General features: G+C 72.6%; 21 protein-coding genes and 1 riboswitch. Of the genes, 8 read left to right on the top strand and 13 right to left on the bottom strand.

The annotated features are described in order from the left end of the window. Positions 1–276, bottom strand: a complete 276-nt coding sequence (locus IE177_RS24100; RefSeq protein WP_190017490.1) for a DUF4031 domain-containing protein — start codon at positions 274–276, stop codon at positions 1–3. Positions 277–283: 7 nt separating this feature from the next. Continuing rightward, a complete protein-coding gene (locus IE177_RS24095) occupies positions 284–667 on the bottom strand; it encodes a DUF8819 family protein (RefSeq protein ID WP_190017489.1) in 384 nt (127 codons plus the stop codon). A 68-nt stretch (positions 668–735) separates the two neighbouring features. Here IE177_RS24095 and IE177_RS24090 point away from each other — a divergent pair, with 68 nt between their 5' ends. The 3 genes from IE177_RS24090 (at position 736) to IE177_RS24080 (ending at position 3378) form a co-directional block, all read left to right on the top strand. After that, positions 736–1629: a MurR/RpiR family transcriptional regulator gene (locus IE177_RS24090; protein ID WP_190017488.1), complete on the top strand. Its 894-nt coding sequence runs from the start codon at positions 736–738 to the stop codon at positions 1627–1629. Between the two features lie 45 nt (positions 1630–1674). Continuing rightward, positions 1675–2610, top strand: a complete 936-nt coding sequence (murQ, locus tag IE177_RS24085; protein WP_190017487.1) for an N-acetylmuramic acid 6-phosphate etherase — start codon at positions 1675–1677, stop codon at positions 2608–2610. Positions 2611–2805: 195 nt separating this feature from the next. Next, complete coding sequence (locus tag IE177_RS24080) at positions 2806–3378, top strand: hypothetical protein (RefSeq protein ID WP_190017486.1); 573 nt, start codon at positions 2806–2808, stop codon at positions 3376–3378. 6 nt (positions 3379–3384) lie between these two features. Here IE177_RS24080 and IE177_RS24075 read toward each other — a convergent pair whose 3' ends face one another. From IE177_RS24075 to thrC, 6 genes are all read right to left on the bottom strand, one after another. Continuing rightward, positions 3385–4932 (bottom strand): carboxylesterase/lipase family protein, encoded by a 1548-nt coding sequence (locus IE177_RS24075; RefSeq protein ID WP_190017485.1) that lies wholly within the window; start codon positions 4930–4932, stop codon positions 3385–3387. Between the two features lie 64 nt (positions 4933–4996). Continuing rightward, positions 4997–6121 (bottom strand): NADH:flavin oxidoreductase, encoded by a 1125-nt coding sequence (locus IE177_RS24070; RefSeq protein ID WP_190017484.1) that lies wholly within the window; start codon positions 6119–6121, stop codon positions 4997–4999. A gap of 278 nt (positions 6122–6399) precedes the next feature. Further along, the gene (gene groL, locus IE177_RS24065; RefSeq protein WP_190017483.1) at positions 6400–8022 is read right to left on the bottom strand and encodes a chaperonin GroEL; all 1623 of its coding nucleotides are present in this window, start codon (positions 8020–8022) and stop codon (positions 6400–6402) included. Positions 8023–8321: 299 nt separating this feature from the next. Beyond that, positions 8322–8525, bottom strand: a complete 204-nt coding sequence (locus IE177_RS24060) for a cold-shock protein (protein ID WP_004929928.1) — start codon at positions 8523–8525, stop codon at positions 8322–8324. A gap of 451 nt (positions 8526–8976) precedes the next feature. Continuing rightward, on the bottom strand, positions 8977–9252 hold the full coding sequence (locus tag IE177_RS24055; RefSeq protein ID WP_190017482.1) for a MoaD/ThiS family protein: 276 nt from the start codon (positions 9250–9252) through the stop codon (positions 8977–8979). Further along, a complete protein-coding gene (gene thrC / locus IE177_RS24050) occupies positions 9249–10532 on the bottom strand; it encodes a threonine synthase (RefSeq protein ID WP_190017481.1) in 1284 nt (427 codons plus the stop codon). The genes IE177_RS24055 and thrC overlap by 4 nt, the downstream gene beginning before the upstream one ends. A gap of 17 nt (positions 10533–10549) precedes the next feature. Further along, positions 10550–10705: riboswitch (SAM riboswitch) on the bottom strand. A 129-nt stretch (positions 10706–10834) separates the two neighbouring features. Between thrC and IE177_RS24045 the strand changes: the two genes are divergently transcribed. Then, positions 10835–11779 (top strand): glucosyl-3-phosphoglycerate synthase, encoded by a 945-nt coding sequence (locus tag IE177_RS24045; protein WP_190017480.1) that lies wholly within the window; start codon positions 10835–10837, stop codon positions 11777–11779. A 95-nt stretch (positions 11780–11874) separates the two neighbouring features. Then, a complete protein-coding gene (locus IE177_RS24040) occupies positions 11875–13290 on the top strand; it encodes an alpha,alpha-trehalose-phosphate synthase (UDP-forming) (protein ID WP_190017479.1) in 1416 nt (471 codons plus the stop codon). Between the two features lie 546 nt (positions 13291–13836). Here the strand turns inward: IE177_RS24040 and otsB are convergent. From otsB to IE177_RS24025, 3 genes are all read right to left on the bottom strand, one after another. Beyond that, positions 13837–14742: a trehalose-phosphatase gene (otsB, locus tag IE177_RS24035; RefSeq protein WP_190017478.1), complete on the bottom strand. Its 906-nt coding sequence runs from the start codon at positions 14740–14742 to the stop codon at positions 13837–13839. A gap of 36 nt (positions 14743–14778) precedes the next feature. Beyond that, complete coding sequence (locus tag IE177_RS24030; protein ID WP_190017477.1) at positions 14779–15003, bottom strand: DUF3263 domain-containing protein; 225 nt, start codon at positions 15001–15003, stop codon at positions 14779–14781. A gap of 72 nt (positions 15004–15075) precedes the next feature. Further along, the gene (locus IE177_RS24025; protein ID WP_444545625.1) at positions 15076–16356 is read right to left on the bottom strand and encodes an extracellular solute-binding protein; all 1281 of its coding nucleotides are present in this window, start codon (positions 16354–16356) and stop codon (positions 15076–15078) included. A 112-nt stretch (positions 16357–16468) separates the two neighbouring features. On the opposite strand from IE177_RS24025, the gene IE177_RS24020 reads away from it, so the two are divergent. The 3 genes from IE177_RS24020 to IE177_RS24010 all read left to right on the top strand — a co-directional run bounded on the left by IE177_RS24020 (position 16469) and on the right by IE177_RS24010 (position 19708). Continuing rightward, positions 16469–17416: an ROK family protein gene (locus IE177_RS24020; protein WP_190017589.1), complete on the top strand. Its 948-nt coding sequence runs from the start codon at positions 16469–16471 to the stop codon at positions 17414–17416. A gap of 116 nt (positions 17417–17532) precedes the next feature. Next, positions 17533–18660 carry an N-acetylglucosamine-6-phosphate deacetylase gene (nagA, locus tag IE177_RS24015; RefSeq protein WP_229816253.1) on the top strand — a complete coding sequence of 376 codons (1128 nt, stop codon included), beginning with the start codon at positions 17533–17535 and terminating at the stop codon, positions 18658–18660. A 118-nt stretch (positions 18661–18778) separates the two neighbouring features. Further along, a complete protein-coding gene (locus IE177_RS24010; protein WP_190017474.1) occupies positions 18779–19708 on the top strand; it encodes a 1-phosphofructokinase family hexose kinase in 930 nt (309 codons plus the stop codon). 100 nt (positions 19709–19808) lie between these two features. Here the strand turns inward: IE177_RS24010 and IE177_RS24005 are convergent, their stop codons facing one another. Together IE177_RS24005 and cdgB are read right to left on the bottom strand one after the other, a co-directional pair. Beyond that, positions 19809–20738 carry a carbohydrate-binding protein gene (locus IE177_RS24005; RefSeq protein WP_190017473.1) on the bottom strand — a complete coding sequence of 310 codons (930 nt, stop codon included), beginning with the start codon at positions 20736–20738 and terminating at the stop codon, positions 19809–19811. A 118-nt stretch (positions 20739–20856) separates the two neighbouring features. Beyond that, positions 20857–22512 (bottom strand): diguanylate cyclase CdgB, encoded by a 1656-nt coding sequence (gene cdgB, locus IE177_RS24000; RefSeq protein ID WP_190017472.1) that lies wholly within the window; start codon positions 22510–22512, stop codon positions 20857–20859. Positions 22513–22755: the final 243 nt, after the last annotated feature.

The following is a 22755-nucleotide window of genomic DNA, read 5'->3' as shown; positions in this document are numbered from 1 at the left end:
CTATCCGCGCCGCGCCCGCAGCCCCTTCGGCCGGCGCAGTCCGGAGGCCCGCAGCAGCCGCACCACCTCGCGGCTGCGGACCTCCACCGCCCCGGCGGCCACCGCGTCCGCGTACCGGTGCGACGGCAGGTCGTAGTGGTCGCGTTCGAAGGCGCGCCGGGGCACACCCAACCCCTCGGCGAACCGGTGCAGTTCGTCGTACGACACGTCGCTCACCAGGTGCGACCACATGCGCCCGTGTCCGGGCCAGTCCGGCGGGTCGATGTACACCGTCACGGGCGCCTCACGAGGAGGACGTCCCGCCGAGGGACGAGCTCAGCCCGCCGATCGCCGCGACCTTCACGCCCGCCTTGTGGCACACCCAGTGCGGGTCGGGGCCGAGCTCCGGTTCCACCTCCAGCGCGTGGGGGTCGCCCGAGCCGCACACCGGGCACAGGGGCCAGCGGCCGTACCGGTCGAGCAGCGCGTCCTGCACGTCCTGGGCGACCAGCCCGGCCACGAAGGCCGCGCCCTCCGGCCACTGCTCGACCCACCAGCGCCGCTGTGCGACGGAGTCCTCGACCAGTGAGACCACGTCCGCCTCCGCGACCTCCCGCGCGACGAGGTCGGCGAGCACCAGGGCGCGCGCGGCGTGCAAGGCCTGCTCAAGGGGACTGACGGGCTCCATGCGACCCATTGTGCGCACTCTTGACCGCGAGAGGTAACCGAAAATATCTTTCAGGAGTGACCCAGGACATGAAGGAAATTTTCGGCAGTCCGGGCGGCTCCCTCGCCGCGAAGGTGCGCACCCTCGCCCCCTCCATGACCCGGTCCATGCAGCGCGTCGCCGAGGCCGTGGCGAGCGACCCGGCCGGCTGCGCCGCCCTCACCGTCACCGGCCTCGCCGAACTCACCGGCACCAGCGAGGCCACGGTCGTCCGCACCGCCCGCCTCCTCGGCTACCCCGGCTACCGCGACCTGCGCCTGGCCCTCGCCGGGCTGGCCGCGCAGCAGCAGTCCGGGCGGGCGCCGGCCATCACCACGGACATCGCGGTGGACGACCCCATCGCCGACGTGGTGACCAAGCTCGCCTACGAGGAGCAGCAGACCCTCGCCGACACGGCCGCCGGACTCGACACCGGACAGCTGGGCGCGGCCGTCACCGCGCTGGCCGGCGCCCGGCGGACCGACGTGTACGGCATCGGGGCCTCCGGCCTCGTCGCCCAGGACCTCACGCAGAAGCTGCTGCGAATAGGGCTCATAGCCCACGCGCACAGCGACCCGCACCTCGCGGTGACCAACGCGGTGCAGCTCCGTTCGGGGGACGTGGCCATCGCGATCACGCATTCCGGCTCGACGTGGGACGTCATAGAGCCGCTGCGGGTCGCCTTCGAGCGCGGGGCCACCACGGTGGCCATCACCGGACGGCCGGACTCGCCGGTCACCCAGTACGCCGACCACGTGCTGACCACGTCCACCTCACGGGAGACCGAGCTGCGCCCGGCCGCGATGTCCTCGCGGACGAGCCAGCTGCTGGTGGTGGACTGCCTGTTCGTGGGAGTGGCGCAGCGGACCTACGAGACGGCGGCGCCCTCGCTGGCCGCTTCGTACGAGGCGCTGGCGCACCGGCACCGCACCAACCCCAGGTGAGTGAAGCACGCGTACCCGCACCTGAATCGGAGTGAGCCACCCCCCATGACCTCCCGCCGCACCTCCCACGACCTGCACACCGAACTGGCCTCCCTGACCACCGAGGCCTTCCGCCCCGAACTGGCCGAGATCGACCGCCTGCCCACCCTCGACATCGCCCGCCTGATGAACGGCGAGGACGCCGGCGTCCCGGCCGCCGTCGCCACCCAGCTGCCGCGGATCGCCGCCGCCATCGACGCCGTGGCGCAGCGGATGGCGCGCGGCGGACGCCTCGTCTACGCGGGCGCCGGCACCGCGGGCCGGCTCGGCGTCCTGGACGCCTCCGAGTGCCCGCCCACGTTCAACACCGACCCCGCCCAGGTCGTCGGCCTGATCGCGGGCGGCCCCGAGGCCATGGTCACCTCCGTGGAGGGCGCCGAGGACTCCCCGGAACTGGCCCGCAAGGACCTCGACGCGCTCGGGCTCACCGCCGACGACACGGTGGTCGGCGTCTCCGCCTCCGGCCGCACCCCCTACGCCGTCGGCGCTGTCGAGCACGCCCGCGCCCTCGGCGCCCTGACCGTCGGGCTCGCCTGCAACGAGCACAGCGCGCTGGCGGCCGCCGCCGAGCACGGCATCGAGGTGGTCGTGGGCCCGGAACTGATCACCGGCTCGACGCGGCTGAAGGCGGGGACGGCCCAGAAGCTGGTCCTGAACATGCTCTCGACGATCACGATGATCCGGCTCGGCAAGACGTACGGGAACCTGATGGTCGACGTGCGCGCCTCCAACGACAAGCTCCGGGCCCGCTCCCGCCGGATCGTGTCCCTGGCCACGGGCGCGAGCGACGCGGAGATCGAGAAGGCCCTCACCGAGTCCGGCGGCGAGGTCAAGAACGCGATCCTCGCCCTCCTGTCCGGGGTCGACGGCCCCACGGCCGCCCGCCTCCTGCACGAGTCCGGCGGCCACCTGCGCACGGCCCTGACCCACGCCACCGCCTGACCGGCCCGCCGCCCCGAAGCCCAGGCCTCACGCTCCGGACTCCGAGACCTCTTTCAGGAAGGGGGGAGGGAGTGAGCCGCAGGACGGCCGCTCCCTCCGGTCCCCCCGCCGCCCGTGGGGCGCTACCGTCGAACTGCCGCCCCCGGTCGGCACCACCCTGGACACGGAGAAACTGAAGGATCACGCGGACTGATCATGAACCACGCACAGATCGCCGCCCTCGGACGGGCGCTGCGGCTGCTCGGGGAGCACGGGGAGGCGCTCGGCGCCGACACCCCGGACGGCCGGCTGCACGAGATCAAGGCCGATCTGCGCAGGGCGCTCGATCTGCTGGACGAGAGCGTCACCTCGAACGCGGCCACCACCCGGTGTCCCGAGCACCCGCAGGGACCCGTGGACGAGAGCGCGCCCGACCGGTGCCTGCTGTGCGAGACCCGGCGCCGGGCGGCGCGGCGGGCGGAGTACCAGAGCAGTGGGCGGTCGGACGCCGGCCCCGTCCCCACCGCCCCGTCCCGGTACGGCGTGCGCGGCGACCGGCCGCAGCCCCAGCAGCGGTGGCTGCCGGAGCTGTGGAACGGGCAGGAGTGGCAGCTGTGCGGGACGCCCAGGCGGGACCGGCGGGAGGCCGAGGCCTACATCGCCGCCCAGCGGCGCGGGTCACGGCCCGCCATGGCGTACCGGCTCGTGCACGAGTTCACCGACTACGAGGTGCTGCGGGTGTGGGGGACGCCGGTGCGCGTCGACATCGAACCCATGGGGAACCTCTAGGCCGCGTCACGTCAGCAGGGGGAGCGGCTCGAAGTCGTGGTGCTCCCAGATGCGTCTCGTCCGCTCCTCCGGGTACGGCTCCACCCTCGGGTGCGCGTCGAGCACCTGCACGGGACGGGCCCGCGTGTCGTACTCCGGCCAGCCGGGGTCGCCGGTGTGCGCGAAGGCCGTCCAGGAGCGGCGGATGCGGGCGGAGAGGTACTCGCCCTCCGGTGTGGGATCGCCGTCGGAGAAGAGGAGGGCGCCGAGGTCCGCGCCGAACGTGCCGAAGAGCAGCGGGATGTCCAGGCCGTGGCAGGCGCCCAGCGCGCCCCCGCCTCCCGGGGCCGGCCAGGTCAGTTCGTAGACGTGGGCCCGGCCGCCGCCGGCCAGCTGGGCCTGGGCCAGGTGCAGGGTCGGCATCGCGAACAGCCGGTCCGTGTGGACGCGTTCGAACAGCTCGTCGGGGGAGGCTTCGGGGAACGCCTCGCGGTAGGCGCGCTCGCCCGCCTCACCGCCCGGTGCCATCAGCCTCAGCATTGCCGTCGCACGGTCATCGGCGACGGTGCCGAGAACGCCGGCGATGTACAGGAACAGCCGTGCCTCGTCGCGGTTGTGGCCGACCAGCAGGTCCACGTCCCGCGCCGCGCCCGAGGCCAGTGCCGGCCAGGGGGTGGTGGGCAGCACGTCACCGTCGACCACCGGTGAGAAGGGGGTGGCGGTGGGTGCCGCCTGGCCCCAGCGGTCCAGGTACTGGAGCATCCTGGCCGACAGGGAACGGCCCGCCTCCGGCAGTTCGCGGGGGTCCACCGCCGCCACGTCGGCCGCCGCCGGCTTCCGGCCCGCCTCCGCCGCCAGTGCCGTCGCCATGTCGCGGGCCAGGTCGGCCGAGTAGTAGGTGCCGGTCACGCTCTGCGCCACCGCCCGCCGGAACAGGCCCCGCGCCCTGGGCATCGCCAGCAGCGAGGCGAGGGAGCCCGCGCCGGCCGACTCGCCGAAGACCGTGACCCGGTCCGGGTCGCCGCCGAACGCCGCGATGTTCTCCCGCACCCATTCCAGGGCCGCCACCTGGTCCAGCAGGCCCCGGTTGGCCGGGGCGCCCTCCCAGAGGACGAAACCCTCCATGCCCAGGCGGTAGTTGAAGGTGACGACCACGACGTCGCCGTCGCGGGCGATGTGCTGGGCGTCGTACCCCGGCATGCCGCCGTGGCCCCGCCGGTAGGAGCCGCCGTGGATCCACACCATCACCGGGCGGGCCGAGGACGGGTCCGGGTCGGGCGTCCAGACGTTCAGCGTCAGCCAGTCGTCACCCAGGGGCCCGGTGGGGCGGGCGGCGCGGCCCAGGGCGCCGGACTCCTGCGGGGGCGGCGGGCCGAAGGCGAACGCCTCCCGGGTGCCGTCCCAGGGCCGGACCCGGCGCGGGGCCTGGAAGCGGGCCGCGCCGACCGGTGGTTCGGCGAAGGGGACGCCCCGGAACACCGACAGGTCCCCCTCGCGCAGCCCGCGCACCGCGCCGGAGGCGGTGCGCACCACGGGGGTCTCGGTGCTCGGGGCGTGGAACTCGCTCGTCGTCATGCCCGCTCCTCACTGGCCTCACCGGTCATCAGGGGAACGCACGGGAGCGATCACGAGTGCCCCGTCAGCTGAGCGTCTTCACCGCCGCCGCGTCGTAGGGTCGCAGCTCCTCGAAGCGGCCGGAGAGGACCTTGGCCGCCCACTGGGGGTCCTGGAGCAGCGCGCGGCCGACGGCGACCATGTCGAACTCGTCGGACTCCAGGCGGTCGAGGAGGTTGTCGATGCCCTTGAGCGGGGAGTTCTCGCCCTGGAAGGCGCCCAGGAAGTCGCCGTCGAGGCCGACCGAGCCGACGGTGATGACCGGCTTGCCGGTGAGCTTCTTCGTCCAGCCGGCCAGGTTCAGGTCCGAGCCGTCGAACTCCGGCAGCCAGTAGCGGCGGGTGGAGGCGTGGAAGACGTCGACGCCCGCGGCGGCCAGCGGGGTGAGGATCGCCTCCAGCTCCTCGGGGGTCTCGGCGAGGCGGGCGGTGTAGTCCTGCTGCTTCCACTGCGAGTAGCGGAAGAGGACGGGGAACTCCGGGGACACCTTCTCGCGGACCGCGGCGACGATCTCCGCCGCGAACCGGGTGCGGGACACCGGGTCGCCGCCGTACGTGTCCGTGCGGCGGTTGGTGCCCTCCCACAGGAACTGGTCGACGAGGTAGCCGTGGGCGCCGTGGATCTCCACGCCGTCGAAGCCGATGCGCTCGGCGTCCGCGGCGGCCTGGGCGAACGCGGCGATGACGTCGTCCAGGTCGGCCTGCGTCATGGTCCTGCCGGTGGGCTCGGCGCCCGCGGTGACGAGCCCGGAGGGGCCGACGGCGGGGGCGCCCTCGAACGGCCCGTCGCCCTCGTTGCGGACCATGCCGATGTGCCACAGCTGCGGGACGATCGTGCCGCCCGCCGCGTGCACGTCCTCGGCGACCTTCGCCCAGCCCGCCAGCTGCTCATCGCCGTGGAAGCGGGGGACGCGGTGGCTCTGACCGGCCGAGTCGTGGCCGACGTACGTGCCCTCGGTGACGATGAGGCCGACGCCGGCGGCGGCGCGGCGCGCGTAGTAGGAGCGCACGTCCTCACCGGGGACGCCGCCCGGGGAGAACATGCGGGTCATCGGCGCCATCACGATCCGGTTGGGGACGGTGAGGCCGTTCAGCGTGATGGGCCGGGACAGGATCCGGGCCGCGCGGGAGACGGGCGTGGAGACGGTCACGTGGGGGGGCTCCTCGTGAAGTTGCGGGGTCTGCTGGGTCCGGTTAACCGGCTGGTATGTGCGCGCGCATTGTTGCAGCTTCTTAAGCAACGGCCAATGCGCCGGCTCACATTCCCGGACCGGCGGGCCCTGCGTGTGACCCCGGACACACCCTGCACACCCCCGTCCGCCCCCGGAGGCCCGAACGCCCCCGACAACGGACCGAGGGCGGTACCCCCGGCGCAGTGGCTGGGGGTACCGCCCTCGGTCTGAAGGACGAGTGATCAACCCTGGGTCGATCAGAAGTCCATGTCACCGCCCGGCATGCCGCCGCCGGCCGGCGCGGCGGCCTTCTCCGGCTTGTCGGCGATGACGGCCTCGGTCGTGAGGAACAGCGCGGCGATGGAGGCGGCGTTCTGCAGCGCGGAACGGGTCACCTTCGCCGGGTCGATGATGCCCTCGGCGACCAGGTCGACGTACTCGCCGGTCGCGGCGTTCAGGCCGTGGCCCGGGGTCAGGTTGCGCACCTTCTCCACCACGACACCGCCCTCGAGGCCGGCGTTGACGGCGATCTGCTTCAGCGGGGCCTCGAGCGCGATGCGCACGGCGTTGGCGCCGGTCGCCTCGTCGCCGTCGAGCTCCAGCTTCTCGAAGACCTGGGAGGCCTGCAGCAGGGCCACGCCACCACCGGCGACGATGCCCTCCTCGACGGCGGCCTTCGCGTTGCGGACGGCGTCCTCGATGCGGTGCTTGCGCTCCTTGAGCTCCACCTCGGTGGCGGCGCCGGCCTTGATGACCGCGACACCGCCGGCGAGCTTCGCCAGGCGCTCCTGCAGCTTCTCGCGGTCGTAGTCCGAGTCGCTGTTCTCGATCTCGGCGCGGATCTGGTTCACACGGCCCGCGACCTGGTCCGACGAGCCGGAGCCGTCGACGATGGTGGTCTCGTCCTTGGTGATGACGACCTTGCGGGCGCGGCCCAGGAGGTCCAGGGTCGCGTTCTCCAGCTTGAGGCCGACCTCCTCGGAGATGACCTCGCCGCCCGTGAGGATGGCGATGTCGCCGAGCATGGCCTTGCGGCGGTCACCGAAGCCCGGGGCCTTGACGGCGACGGACTTGAAGGTGCCGCGGATCTTGTTGACGACCAGGGTCGACAGGGCCTCGCCCTCGACGTCCTCGGCGATGATCAGCAGCGGCTTGCCCGACTGCATGACCTTCTCCAGGAGCGGGAGCAGGTCCTTGACCGAGGAGATCTTGGAGTTGGCGATGAGGATGTACGGGTCCTCGAGCACCGCCTCCATGCGCTCCATGTCGGTCGCGAAGTAGGCGGAGATGTAGCCCTTGTCGAAGCGCATGCCCTCGGTGAGCTCGAGCTCCAGACCGAAGGTGTTGCTCTCCTCGACGGTGATGACGCCTTCCTTGCCGACCTTGTCCATGGCCTCGGCGATCAGCTCGCCGATCTGGGTGTCGGCGGCGGAGATGGACGCGGTGGAGGCGATCTGCTCCTTGGTCTCGACGTCCTTCGCCTGCTCCAGCAGGGCGGCGGAGACGGCCTCGACGGCCTTCTCGATGCCGCGCTTCAGGGCCATCGGGTTGGCGCCGGCGGCGACGTTGCGCAGGCCTTCCTTGACCAGGGCCTGGGCGAGCACCGTCGCGGTGGTCGTACCGTCGCCGGCGACGTCGTCCGTCTTCTTGGCGACTTCCTTGACCAGCTCGGCGCCGATCTTCTCGTACGGGTCCTCGAGCTCGATCTCCTTGGCGATGGAGACACCATCGTTGGTGATCGTGGGGGCGCCCCACTTCTTCTCGAGGACGACGTTGCGGCCCTTGGGGCCGAGCGTCACCTTGACGGCGTCCGCGAGCTGGTTCATGCCGCGCTCGAGGCCGCGCCGCGCCTCCTCGTCGAACGCGATGATCTTGGCCATGTGAAGTGGTCCCTCCAGGACTGGGGGTGATTCCTTCGGACCGCGCCCGCGCCCGCGACGGACGGCTCGCCGGCCGCGTGGTTCCTTGCCCCACTTGGCCTGCGGGCCTCACCGACCCGGTCCATCACTGTCACTCTCACCTTCAGAGTGCTAACGCAATGATTAGCACTCGGCATGGTCGAGTGCAAGCGCCTCGGGGGGTACGGCCGCCCCGTCAGCCGCACGCGAACAGCGGAACCCGGGCACGCCGAAGGGCCCGCACCCTGTGCCGGTGCGGGCCCTTCGACAACGAGAAACGTTCAGGCGCTGAGGCGAACCATGTCGGCCTGCGGGCCCTTCTGGCCCTGCGAGATCTCGAACTCCACCCGCTGGCCCTCTTCCAGGGTGCGGTAGCCGTCCATCTGAATGGCGCTGTAGTGGACGAAGACGTCCGCACCACCGTCGACCGCGATGAAGCCGTACCCCTTCTCCGCGTTGAACCACTTGACGGTGCCCTGAGCCATGCCTAACTCCCCTATTACTGGCCCTTGCACAGATCCGCACTTCGCGGACCCGGGTCAGACCTCACCCCCCATGGGTCGGGGGCGTGCGCCGGAACGCGTCGACCGCGGCTGAATGTATCTGTCCAACTGCCCTCTGCAACAGGTCAATCGGACGAGAATTCTGGATGAGCGCGGTCCGGAATGTGCCGAGAATTCGTGCGAATGCAGGGCAAGTCGGGCCCCGTAAATGGCGCAAAAGCCGCATATAACCCGGGCACTTTGGCCACTTCTCGTCGGGTGTCGCGGCAGGAATCCAGGGCCCGCGACCCGAAGCCGGGGACCGTGTTCCCCAACTGTACCGCGCTCAATCACACAGAATTGCCCCCTCCGCTTCTTACACGGAGGGGGCAATCCGGTGAACGATAAGTGACCGCTGTTACCGATGGTAATGATCGGTCATTCCGTCAGCCGGTCAGCCGCCGGCGACGGCCGGAATGATGGAAACGCCGGCGCCGTCGGGAGTAGCCGTCTCGAGGCCCTGCTCGAAGCGGACGTCGTCGTCGTTGACGTAGACGTTGACGAACCGGCGCAGCTTGCCCTGGTCGTCCAGCACGCGGGCGGCGATCCCGGTGTGGTTCTTCTCCAGGTCCTCGATGACCTCGCCGAGGGTGCCCCCCTCGGCGGCGACCTCGGCCTGGCCACCGGTGTAGGTGCGCAGGATGGTGGGGATGCGAACGGTCACGCTCATGCGAGGCCAGCCTCTCGGAACGACTCCAGGTTGGGGCGGATGGTCGCGGTGAGACCGGTGCCGGCCACCGCGTCGAGGGTCTTGAGGCCGTCGCCCGTGTTGAGGACGACCGTCGTCTTCGCCGGGTCCAGCACGCCCTCCTTGAGCAGCTTGCGGGTGACGCCGACGGTCACGCCGCCCGCCGTCTCCGCGAAGATGCCCTCCGTGCGCGCCAGCAGCTTGATCGCGTCGACGACGTCCGCGTCCGTCACGTCCTCCACGGCACCGCCGGTGCGGCGCGCGATGTCGAGGACGTACGGGCCGTCGGCCGGGTTGCCGATGGCGAGCGACTTGGCGATGGTGTTCGGCTTCTGCGGGCGGACCACGTCGTGGCCGGCCTTGAACGCCGTGGACACCGGCGAGCAGCCCTCGGCCTGCGCGCCGAAGATCTTGTACGGCCGGTCCTCGACCAGGCCCAGCTTCACCAGCTCCTGCAGACCCTTGTCGATCTTCGTGAGCTGGGAGCCGGAGGCGATCGGGACGACGATCTGGTCGGGCAGCCGCCAGCCGAGCTGCTCGCAGATCTCGTACGCCAGGGTCTTCGAGCCCTCCGCGTAGTACGGCCGCAGGTTGACGTTGACGAAGCCCCAGCCCTCGCCGGCCGGGTCGCCGATCAGCTCGGAGCAGAAGCGGTTCACGTCGTCGTAGTTGCCCTCGATGCCGACGAGCTCACCGCCGTAGACCGCGGCCATGACGACCTTGCCCTGCTCCAGGTCGTGCGGGATGAACACGCAGGAGCGGAGGCCGGCCCGGGCGGCGGCGGCGCCCACGGCGCCGGCGAGGTTGCCGGTGGAGGAGCAGGAGAGCGTGGTGAAGCCGAAGGCGCGGGCGGCCTCCAGGGCCTGGGCGACGACGCGGTCCTTGAAGGAGTGCGTCGGGTTGCCGGAGTCGTCCTTCACGTACAGGCCGCCGGTGACGCCCAGCTCGCGGGCGAGGTTGTCGGCCTTGACGAGCTGGGTCCAGCCCGGGTTCAGGTTGGGCTTGCCGGCCACGTCGGCGGGGACGGGCAGCAGGGGCGCGTAGCGCCAGATGTTCGCGGGGCCCGCCTCGATGCGCGCACGCAGCTCTTCGGTGTCGTAGGCGGAGAAGTCGTAGGCGATCTCCAGCGGGCCGAAACACTCCTCGCAGGCGAAGACCGGTCCGAGGGGTACCCGGTGACCGCACTCGCGACAGCTCAGGGCGGCGGCGGGACCGAGGTCGACGGCGGGATTGCTGGTGGTTGCAACTGTCTGCACAGCCATGGAGGCGAGGCCCTTTCTCCTCATCTTCCTCACGGCGCACCTCGCCGTGAGACGGATTTGGCACCTTCCCTAGCCGGGAGCCTCGCGGAGCGATCAGGAATGATCTACGAGAACCGACTGGAGGGTTGCCGGGGCTTCATCGGGCCGTGTCCCTCTGCCCCTCTGGATGAGCTGTATGTGGTTGTAGACGCCGCCGACCCCCGACATGCGATGGTCATCGGCGTTGTTCAAGACTGTAACCGACGGCCAGGACAGTTGAGATAGTCGTCCGAACCGCGAGACACCGTGAGGAGCCCGGGACCGTGCTGGAAGAAGTCGAGCGCTGGCTGAGCACCCGCTCCTGGTCCGTGACCGATCGCCCGCTGCACAAGGTGCTCGCCGCCAAACAGCGCACGGGGCAGACGGTCAGCGTCGTACTGCCCGCGCTCAACGAGGAGGAGACCGTCGGCGACATCGTCGCGGTCATCCGGCACGACCTCGTGGAGCAGGTCCCGCTCGTCGACGAGATCGTCGTCGTCGACTCCGGCTCCACCGACGGGACGTCCCGGGTCGCCGCGGCGGCGGGCGCGCGGGTCGTCCACCGCGACGAGATACTGCCGCGCATTCCCGCCGTGCCCGGCAAGGGCGAGGTGCTGTGGCGCTCGCTGCTCGTGACCGGCGGGGACATCGTCTGCTTCATCGACGCGGACCTGCGGGACTTCTCCTCCGAGTTCGTGTCGGGAATCGTCGGACCGCTGCTCACCGATCCCGAGGTCGACCTCGTCAAGGGCATGTACGACCGCCCGCTCGGCGGCGCCGCGGGGCAGGGCGGCCGGGTCACCGAGCTGATGGCCCGCCCGCTGCTGAACATGCACTGGCCGCAGCTGGCCGGCTTCGTCCAGCCGCTGGGCGGCGAGTACGCGGCCCGCCGCTCGCTGCTGGAACAGCTGCCGTTCCCGGTCGGCTACGGCGTGGAGCTGGGGATGCTGGTGGACGCCCTGCACCTGGTGGGGCTCGACGCACTGGCCCAGGTGGACGTGGGGGTGCGCAAGCACCGGCACCAGGACGGCCAGGCGCTGGGCCGGATGGCGGCGGCCATCTACCGCACGGCGCAGCTCCGGCTGGCCCGCGGGCATCTGGTGAGGCCGGCCCTGACCCAGTTCGAGCGGGGCGCGGACGGGTTCGAGCCGCGCACCTACTCGGTGGACACCGAGGAACGGCCGCCGATGGCGGAGATCGCGGAGTACACGGCACGCCGGGTGGCGTGAGCGGGTGCGGGTGGACGCGGGAGAACGGCCGTATACGGCTCTTCCGGAGTGGACCGTACGTTTGAGCGTTTCCGGGCCGGGCTAGGTTGAGGACCATGGCTTCCACGCACGGTGCTGAGGTGCTGGTCGCGTCCAATCGCGGCCCGGTTTCGTATCAGGTGGGCGAGGACGGCGCGCTGCACGCCAGACGGGGCGGCGGCGGGCTGGTCTCCGGGCTGTCGGCGATCGGGCCGGACGCCAACGCGGTGTGGGTGTGCGCCGCGCTCGGCGACGGCGACCGGGAGGCGGTGCGGCGCGCCGGCGGCGCACCGCTGCCGGCCGAGGACACCGGCGGGCAGCACGTGCGGATGCTGGACATCGACGCGGACGTGCACCACGACGCGTACAACGGCATCGCCAACTCGGTGCTCTGGTTCGTGCACCACATGCTGTACCAGACCCCGCTGGAGCCGGTCTTCGACGCCGGGTTCCGCCGTCAGTGGGCGTCGTACGAGGCCTACAACCGGGCGTTCGCCGAGGCGCTGGCCGAGGAGGCGGCGGAGGGCGCGGCGGTGCTGATCCAGGACTACCACCTCGTCCTCGCCCCGCGGATGCTCCGGCAGCTCCGTCCCGACCTGCGCATCGGCCACTTCTCGCACACCCCGTGGGCCCCGCCGGACTACTTCCGCCTGCTGCCCGACGACATCGCGGCCGAGCTGCTGAACGGCATCCTGGGCGCGGACCGGGCGGCGTTCCTCACCCAGCGGTGGGCGGACGCGTTCACGGACTGCTGTCACGCGGTGCTGGGGGCCGATGTCGCCGCCGGCACGCGGATCGGTGTGCACGGGCTCGGAGCGGACGCCGACTTCCTGCGCGAGCGGGCCCACCGCGGCGACGTGGACGAGTGGGTGACGGCGCTGCGCGAGGAGATCGGCGAGGGGCGCCGGAGCATCGTGCGCGTCGACCGCACCGAGCTGTCGAAGAACATCGTGCGCGGACTGCTGGCGTTCCGGCAGCTGCTGGAGGACCGCCCCGAGTGGCGCGAGAAGGTCGTCCACGTGGCGTTCGCCTATCCGTCCCGCCAGGACCTCGCCGTGTACCGCGAGTACACGGCCGAGGTGCAGCGGGTGGCCGACGAGATCAACGCGCACTTCGGGACGGCCGGCTGGACGCCGGTGGTGCTGCACGTGCGGGACGACTTCGCGCGCTCGCTGGCCGCGTACCGGCTGGCCGACGTGGCGCTGGTCAACCCGATCCGGGACGGCATGAACCTGGTCGCCAAGGAGGTCCCGGTCCTCTCCGAGGAGGGCTGCGCGCTGGTGCTGTCGCGGGAGGCGGGGGCCTACGAGGAGCTGGGCGCGGACGCGATCGTGGTGAACCCGTACGACATCGTGGGCACCGCCGACGCGCTGCACCGGGCACTGAGCATGCCGGCGTCCGAGCGGACGGAGCGCACGAAGCACCTCGCGGCGGCGGCGACGGCCCTGCCCCCGGCCCAGTGGTTCCTGGACCAACTCCACGCCCTGGACTGACCCCACCACCCCCGAGGCCGTCGGTGGCTGGCCACGCAGTTCCCCGCGCCCCCGAACCCCGCAGCCGCGGGCCGTCGGTGGCTGATCGCGCAGTTCCCCGCGCCCCCGAACGCCGCAGCTGCGGGCAGTCGTGCCGCTGGGGCGGCACGGGTGGGCGCAGCGGCACCCCGCACGCGCGGGCAAGCGATCCAACCCCGACCCGAACAGCCGCGGGCCGCCCGTGGCTGGGCGCGCAGTTCCCCGCGCCCCTGGGGAGCCGCGGTCACCGGCACTCACACGTCGCCGCAGCGACACCCCGCCACCGCAGCCGCGGGCCGTCGGTGGCTGGTCGCGCAGTTCCCCGCGCCCCCGAACGCCGCAGCTGCGGGCAGTCGTGCCGCTGGGGCGGCACGGGTGGGCGCAGCGGCACCCCGCACGCGCGGGCAAGCGATCCAACCCCGACCCGAACAGCCGCGGGCCGCCCGTGGCTGGGCGCGCAGTTCCCCGCGCCCCTGGGGAGCCGCGGTCACCGGCACTCACACGTCGCCGCTGCGCCGGGGCGCCGTGTCAGCGCAGGCGGGCCGCCAGGCCGCGGAGGAGGGTCACGACGCCCAGGGGGCCGTCCACCACCAGGTCGGCCCGTTCGGCCAGCTCCGTCACCTCCGTGCTGCCGCTGCAGACCAGCAGGCCGGGAACACCGTCGGAGCGGAGCTTGTCGACGGCGGCGAAGGCGGGGAGGTCGCCCAGGTCGTCACCGGCGTAGAGGACCGACCCGGCGCCGGTCCTGCGGACGTACTCGGCGAGCGCCACGCCCTTGTCCATGCCCGGCGGACGCAGTTCCAGCACCATCCGCCCCGGTTCGACGATCAGCCCGTGGCGGGTGGCGAGGTCGGTGAGGGGCTCGACCAGGGCGTCGAACGCGGCCTGCGGATCCTGCGCGCGGCGGGTGTGGACCGCGACCGCCCGGCCCTTCTCCTCGATCCACGTGCCCTGCCAGGCGCCGACGCGGTCCAGCAGCCCCGGCAGCTCGGCGCGGACCGCCGCCACGCCGGGGTGCGGGGCGGGCGCGGTGACCGTGCCGGTGACCGCGTCCCAGCGTTCGGCCCCGTAGTGGCCGAGGACGGTGAGGTGTTCCAGGCCGGGGACGCCGGCAAAGCCGCCGTGGCGCACCGCCACCCCTGCGGGCCGGCCGGTGATCACGGCGACGGAGGCGACCTTGGGGGCGAGCGCGGCGATGGCGGGTACGGCCTCGGGATGGGCGCGGGCCTGCTCGGGGTCGTCGACGATGGGGGCCAGTGTGCCGTCGAAGTCCAGGCCGATCACCGCGGTGCGCGGCCGCGCGAGCAGGGCCGCGAGCCCGTCCCGGCCGGCCTGGGTGGCCGGCGTCGGCAGCGGGGCCGTCGGGCCGGTCGGGTCCGGGTTCGTAGGGTCCGGGTTCGTCGGGTCCGGGGAGTCCGTCGTGTGGGTGCCCATACGGCGACACTATCCGCGAGGGGCGGGTTCCACTCCTCAGCGTTCGGCTCGGCGGGACTCCCGTACCCGGCGCAGCCGGTTGACCGTCACCGGGTCGTGGGACAGGGCGCGCTCGTCGTCCAGCAGGGCGTTGAGGAGCTGGTAGTAGCGCACGGGCGACAGGTCCAGCTCCTCGCGTATCGCCCGTTCCTTCGCGCCGGGACCGGGGAAGTTCCGGCGCTCCAGCGCGAGGATGGCTTGTTCGCGGTGGCCGAGTTCCATGGGAGCCACCGTAGCGCCGGGCACCGACAGCGGGCCCGGTCGGGCGGCCCGGCCGGCCGCCCGGCCGGCGACTCAGCCGGCGTCGCGGCTGTCGGCCGCGGTGGCCGTCGCCTGGAGGCGGGTGAGGACGCCGACGGGGCTGCCGCCGGGGGCGACCGCCCGGCCGATGTCCTTCTTCACGGCGGCGCTGACCGCCGCCCAGGAGGTCTTGCCGACGGGGTACAGCTGGGAGGTGGGCAGCTGGTCGAGGAAGGGCCGCAGGACCTTGTCCTTGGCCGCGCCCGACGCGCTCATGGCGGTGGAGGCGGAGCTCGTGACCGGCAGCAGGCCGTACTCGCGGGAGAAGGAGAGGACGTTCTTCTCGGAGTAGACGAAGTCGAGGAAGTCGCCGATCTGCGCGGCGTGCCCGTTCTGCCTGAAGGCCATCATCCAGTCGGCGACGCCCATGGAGGCGGCCTTGCCGGTGCGGCCCGGCATCGGGACCATGCCGAACTTCACGCCCTTGGCGGTGGCCTGCCGGATCAGCGTGGGGTGGCCGTTGAGCATGCCGACCTCGCCGTCGGCGAAGGCGGCGAAGGCGTCCGCCCGGTTGAGCTTGCCGGGGGCGACGGGGCCGGTCAGGTCCTTGCCGACCAGCTCGTCCTTGAGCCAGTCGAAGGTCACGACGTTCTGCTCGGAGTCGATGCTGTAGGTGCCGACGTCGTCGGTGTAGCCGTTGCCGCTGCGGGCGCCGCTGAGCAGCCACTGCATGGTCTCGGCCTGCGCCTCCTCGGGGCCGAGGGGCAGGGCGTAGGGGTACTTCACGCCCTTCGCCCTGAGCGCCGCGGCGTCGGCCGCCAGTTCGTCCCAGGTGGTGGGGGGCTTGATGCCGGCCTCGGCGAAGAGGGTCTTGTTGTAGAAGAGCACGCGCGTGGAGGCGGCGAACGGGATGCCGTACTGGGTGTGCTCCCACTGGCCCGCGTCGGACAGCTGGGAGATCAGGTCGGCCTGGGTGCGGATGGAGAGCACGTCGGAGGCCGGGTAGAGCTTGCCGGCGGCGGCGTAGTCGGCGTAGGCGCCGATCTGGGCCAGGTCGGGGGCGTGCCCGTCGTCGACCATCTCCCTGACCTTGCGGTCGACGTCGTTCCAGGAGTAGACGCTGACCTCGACCTTCACGCCGGGGTGCGCGGACTCGTAGTCCTTCACCAGGGCGTCCCAGTACTTCTGGGAGCCGTCGGCGGCCGAGGCGCCGTAGTCGGCGGCGACGAGTCTGAGGGTCACGTCGGAGGAGTCCGTGCTCCCGCAGCCGCCGAGGACCACCGTCATGCCCAGTGCGGACACCACCGCGGTCGTTCCTGCCGTACGCCGACGCACCCTCAAAGCCCCAACCCTGCTGTCTGACTGTTCGATATGTGGACACGTAAGGTCTACACCACGTGAGTGGACTAGACCTCTCCCGGGTGCGGGGGTCACACTAGGCCCCGTGGTGAGACATGTCATCGCCCTCGACGTGGGCGGTACCGGGATGAAGGCCGCCCTCGTCGGCGACGACGGCGCGCTGCTGCATCGCGCCCGCCGCGCCACCGGCCGGGAACGCGGCCCCGACGCGGTGGTCGCGGCGATCCTCGACTTCGCCGCCGAGCTGCGCGCGTACGGCGTCGAGCACTACGGCGAGGCCGCCGCCGCGGCCGGCATCGCCGTCCCCGGCATCGTCGACGAACGGCGGGGCGTCGCCGCCTACGCCGCCAACCTCGGCTGGCGGGACGTCCCGCTGCGCGCCCTGCTGGCCGAACGGCTCGGGGTCCCCGTCGCCCTCGGCCACGACGTGCGCACCGGCGGGCTCGCCGAGGGACGGATCGGCGCGGGGCGCGGCACCGACCGGTTCCTGTTCGTGCCGCTGGGTACCGGGATCGCCGGCGCCATCGGCCTGGACGGGCGGGTGGAGGCCGGCGCCCACGGCTTCGCGGGCGAGATCGGCCACATCGTCGTACGGCCCGGCGGCGCGCCCTGCCCCTGCGGGCAGCACGGCTGCCTGGAGCGGTACGCCTCCGCGTCCGCCGTCAGCGAGGCCTGGGCCGCGGCCTGCGGGGACGCGGAGGCGGACGCGGCGGACTGCGCGAAGGCCGTCGCGTCCGGTGATCCGAACGCCGTCCGGGTCTGGCAGGAGGCGGTGGACGCGCTCGCCGACGGCCTGGTCACCGCGCTCACCCTGCTGGACCCGCGCACGCTGATCATCGGTGGCGGCCTGGCCGAGGCGGGTGAAGTGTTGTTCCAGCCCCTGCGGGACGCCGTCCGGCGACGGGTCACCTTCCAGCGGCTGCCGGCCGTCGTCCCCGCCGCCCTCGGCGACACGGCGGGCTGCCTGGGCGCGGGGCTGCTCGCTCGGGACCTGCTGACCACCTCTACTTCTACGACTCCGGAGGTAAGCACCTGATGGCAACCGAGCGGGACAGTCGAGCTCCGGGTGGGAGCAGCGCCGCCCCGGGGGCACCGGGCGGTGCCGGCACGCGGCTCCGCCACGGGGCGCGCCCCGCCTCCACCGGCCCTCGGCTGCTCACCGGCGCGAAGGTGGTCCTTCCCACCGGAGTCGTGGAGGGCGGCCAGGTGGCGGTGGACGGCCGGCGCATCACCGGCACGGCCCCGGCCGGCGCCGAGACCGTCGACGTCACCGGCCACTGGCTGGTGCCCGGCTTCGTCGACATCCACAACCACGGCGGCGGCGGGGCCTCCTTCTCCGGCACGCCCGAGCAGATCCTCACCGCCGTCCGCACGCACCGGCTGCACGGCACCACCACCCTGGTCGCCTCCACCGTCACCGACGAGATGGACCTGCTGGTGCGGCAGGCCGGGCTGCTGAGCGAGCTGGCCGAGCAGGGGGAGATCGCCGGCATCCACTTCGAGGGCCCGTTCATCTCACCGTGCCGCAAGGGCGCGCACTCCGAGGCACTGCTGCGCGACCCGGACCCGGCCGAGGTCCGCAAGCTGGTCGACGCGGCACGCGGCCACGCCAGGATGATCACTCTCGCCGCCGAGCTGCCGGGCGGCATCGACTCGGTACGGCTGCTCGCCGAGCACGGCGTCATCGCGGCGATCGGGCACACGGACGCCACGTACGAGCAGACCGTGGAGGCCATCGACGCGGGCGCCACCGTCGCCACCCACCTCTTCAACGCCATGCCCGGCCTCGGCCATCGCGCGCCCGGTCCGATCGCCGCCCTGCTGGAGGACGAGCGGGTCACGGTCGAGCTGATCAACGACGGCACGCACCTGCACGCCGCCGCGCTGCAGCTCGCCTTCCACCACGCGGGGGCCGGCCGGGTCGCGTTCATCACCGACGCGATGGACGCGGCCGGCATCGGCGACGGCCGCTACATGCTCGGCCCGCTGGAGGTCGAGGTCAGCGAGGGCGTGGCCCGGCTGGTGCAGGGCGGCTCGATCGCGGGGTCGACGCTGACGCTGGACCGCGCGTTCAAGCGGGCGGTGACCGTCGACCGGCTGCCGGTCGAGCACGCGGTGGCGGCGCTGTCGGCCAACCCGGCCCGGCTGCTCGGCATGTCCGACCGCATCGGCTCCCTGGAGCCGGGCAAGGACGCCGACCTGGTCCTGCTGGACGCGGCCTTCGACCTCAAGGGCGTGATGCGGCAGGGGGAATGGGTGGTCGCGCCCCAACTGCCCTGATCCGTGCCCGGCTGCCCGGGCGGCGGCCGACCCGCGCACTGGGCCGGCCGCCGACTCTTTGGCATGATCGTGCCGCCGGAAACCGATACGGGCACGGACTTCGAGGGAGGTCGGACCGGTGATCCTCACGGTCACGCTGAACACCGCTCTCGACATCACCTACCGGGTGCGGTCGCTGCGGCCGCACACCTCGCACCGCGTCTCGGAGGTCGCCGAGCGGCCGGGCGGCAAGGGCCTGAACGTGGCCCGGGTGCTGGCCGCGCTCGGGCACGAGGTGACGGCCACCGGCTTCGCGGGCGGCGCCACGGGCCGCAAGACGCGCGAACTGCTCGCGGACACGCCGGGGGTGACGGACGCGCTGGTCCCGGTCGCCGGGGCCACCCGGCGCACGATCGCCGTCGTGGACGACCTCTCCGGGGACACCACCCAGCTGAACGAGCCGGGCCCGCAGGTTGCCCCGGCCGAGTGGGGCGCCTTCCTGGACCGCTACGACGAACTCCTGCCCGCCGCCTCGGCGGTGGCCCTGTGCGGCAGCCTGCCGCCGGGCGTGCCGGTGGGCGCCTACGCCAACCTCGTGCGCGCCGCCCGGTCCCACGGCGTCCCCGTCCTCCTCGACACCAGCGGCGAACCCCTGCGCCGCGCGGTGGCCGCCCGCCCGGACATCGTCAAGCCGAACGCCGACGAACTGGCCGAACTGACCGGCTCGCACGAGCCGTTGCGCGCCACGCAGGACGCCCGGCGCCGCGGGGCGCATGCGGTGGTCGCCTCCCTGGGCCCGCAGGGCCTCCTCGCGGCGACACCCGAGGGCCGCTGGCGCGCCACCCCACCGGCCCGCCTCCACGGCAACCCGACGGGCGCGGGCGACTCGGCGACGGCCGGCCTGCTGTCGGGCCTGGTGGAGCACCTCCCCTGGCCGGAGCGCCTGGCCCGCGCGACCGCCCTGTCGGCGGCGACGGTCCTGGCCCCGGCCGCGGGCGAGTTCGACCGCACGGCGTACGAGGAACTGCTGGCCCGGGTGGCGGTGACCGGCGAGGTCAGCGCGGCCTAGGCTCTGTCGTCAAGCTCCCGGCGTCCGCCCGCGGGGCAGGCGGGAGTTCGACGACATGGCCTGGGGTCCCGCACCCGGGGAAGGATCCGGGAGAGCGGCCTCAGCCCCGGCCGACCTTGCCCTTCTTCAGCCGGAACTGGTCCAGCAGGACGTTGCACTTGTCGCCGGTCTGGCAGGACAGCGAGATGGTGTTGGAGCCCTTCTTCAGGCTCGGGTAGGCGAACGTCTCGGTCCAGGCGTTCTCCGGGTCGTCCTGGCCCGTGAAGTTGCCGAGGTTCATCCCGCCGCCGAACTTCTCGCCGTTGATGGTGAGTGTCATCGACTGGTCGTCACCGGGGTTGTCGAACCGAGCCAGGAGCGTGTAGACGCCGTCCTCGGGGATGCCGTCGACCGTCCAGGTGACCGAGGAACCCACCGTCTCCAGGCCGCCCACGTAGACGCCGCCCGCGGCCTGCGCGCCCTTCACGTCCGAGGCCTTCGTCGCGCCGCCCGCGAGCTGGAGGCCGCTGGCGTCCGCCTTCGGCAGTTCGCCCGACGGGGCCGAGGCGCTGCTCGACGGACTCGGGGAGTGGCTCTGGGACTGGGCGGGGCTCGCGGCGACGTCGCTGCCGGGCTTGCCGTCGTCGTCGGAGTTGCCGTTGATCATCGCGATGCCGATGCCGATGACGACGGCGGCGACCACCGCGACGGCGCCGATCAGCAGGCCCTTGGTGTTGGGGCCGCGGCGGGCGGGCACGGGCGGCCCGGGGCGGCTGCCGGCCGGGACTCCGCCGGGCAGCGTCTCCGGGGCCTGGTAGTAGGCGTTCGGCTGACCGTAGGCGCCCTGCTGCGTCGGGGCGGCCTGCTGGCCCTGGGGCCCCTGCTGCTGGCCGTACTGGCGCTCGCCGACCGTACGCACCCTGCTGACCGAGTTCGGGTAGCCGTAACCGCCGGACGGCGGCTGGGCTCCCCGGGCCTGGCCGTCTGCGTACAGGTAGCCGAACGGGTCGTCGTCCTCGGGCGTGCTCGCGCCGTTGTCGCCGGGCGTCATCCCTTGGTACTCCTCAACAGGTGCGGGCGGATGCGGTCAAGGTGTGGAATGGCGAGCCTACCCGCTCCGGCTGGCCCAAACAGGTGACTCAGACCGCATCAACTCGCTGACCTGGGGTTCATCCCGCGCGTCGATGCTGTTTGGGACGAGATCGTTTCTCTACGTACATCCGCTCGTCGGCCGACTTCAGCACTTCGTCCGCCGTCATGCCGCAGTGCGCCCATCCGATGCCGAAGCTGGCGCCCACCCGGACGGCCCGGCCCTCGGCCCGGATCGGCTGGATGATCTCGTTGCGCAGCCGTACGGCGAGGTCCTGGGCGTCGGCGCGGCCGAGGCCGTCGGCGAGGATCACGAACTCGTCGCCGCCGAGCCGGGCCACCGTGTCGCCGTCCCGGACCCCGCGCGAGAGCCGCTGGGCCACCTCGATCAGGACCGCGTCGCCCGCGTTGTGGCCGAACCGGTCGTTGATCGACTTGAAGCCGTCGAGATCGCAGAAGAGGACCGCGAGGCCCTTGGTGCCGTCGTCCCGCCCCTCCTCCGGCGCGACGATGTGCACGTGGTGGTCGAAGGCGTCGAACGCCTCCGTGCCCGGCGCGAAGTCGAAGCCGTGCCCGGGGGCGACGCCGAAGGAGGGGTGGCCGTAGGCCGCGTCCAGGGACTCCACGGCGCTGGTGTGCGCCGGGCGCCGGCACAGGCGGCCCGACAGCCGCGAACGCAGCTCGGCGGAGTTCGGCAGGCCGGTCAGCGAGTCGTGGGAGGCGCGGTGGGCGAGCTGCAGCTCGCGCCGCTTGCGCTCCTCTATGTCCTCGACGTGGGTGAGCAGGAATCGGGGGCCGTCGGCGGCGTCGGCGACGACGCTGTTGCGCAGGCTCACCCAGACGTAGCTGCCGTCCCGGCGGCCGAGCCGCAGCTCCGCCCGGCCACCCTCCGCCGAGGTGCGCAGGAGGGTGCCGATGTCCTCCGGGTGGACGAGGTCGGAGAAGGAGTAGCGGCGCATCGCGGAGGCCGGCCGGCCCAGCAGCCGGCACAGGGCGTCGTTGCTGCGCAGGATGCGGCCGTGCTGGTCACCGCCCATCTCGGCGATGGCCATGCCGGAGGGGGCGTACTCGAAGGCCTGCCGGAAGGATTCCTCGCTGGCGCGCAGCGCCTGCTGCTCGCGCTCCAGCCGGACCAGGGCGCGCTGCATGTTGGCCCGCAGCCGGGCGTTGCTGATCGCGATGGCGGCCTGGAAGGCGTACATCTGCAGGGCCTCGCGGCCCCAGGCGCCGGGGCGGCGGCCGTTGCGCGGACGGTCGACGGATATGACGCCGAGCAGTTCGCCGGAGGAGCCGCCCTGCAGGCCGGGGGTGTACATCGGGGCGAAGAGGCGGTCGGCGGGGTGCCACTCGTCCTCGAAGCGCGGCGCGGGCCCGTCGGTGTACCACTGCGGGACGTCGTCGTCGTCGAGGACCCAGCCCTCGGTGTGCGGTATGAACACCAGGTCGCCCCACTGCTCGCCCATGGCCAGCCGCCGGTCCCAGGAGTCGCGGGAGCCGGCCCGGCCGGTGATGAGGGCCTCGGCGGCGGAGTTGCCGGACAGCGCGGCGACGACGAGATCGCCGTCGGGGCGGACGAGGTTCACGCACGCTATCTCGTACCCGAGGGCGTTCACGGCGCCGTCGGCGACGGTCTGCAGTGTGTCCGCCAGACTGCGTGCCGTGTTCATGTCGGCCATGACCTGGTGCAACTGCCGCAGGGACGCCAGGCGGACGTACGGCTCCGACTCGGTCTCCATGCTCGCCCTCCCCCCGCGACCTCGCAGCGAACCAAGGGTTGTCGTCGGCGCTTCTCCAGGGTGCCTCTTACGGTTCCTTATCAGCTTCCCCGCCACTGAATCACAGCGCGCTGCCCACTCGGTACACAGGGTCAACAATTCCTGCCCCTTGTGACTCAAGTCACAGGAGAACGTGAACAGCTGGGTGAAGTTTCTGCATTTCGCCTGTGCTTTTTCTGCGTGTGAACCCGGCCCGAGTGCGCA

Source organism: Streptomyces lucensis JCM 4490 (assembly GCF_014650035.1).
Taxonomy (GTDB): Bacteria; Actinomycetota; Actinomycetes; order Streptomycetales; family Streptomycetaceae; genus Streptomyces; species Streptomyces lucensis.
Note: the sequence above shows the minus strand (reverse complement) of the source record. Positions and strands in the feature narration are given on the sequence as shown.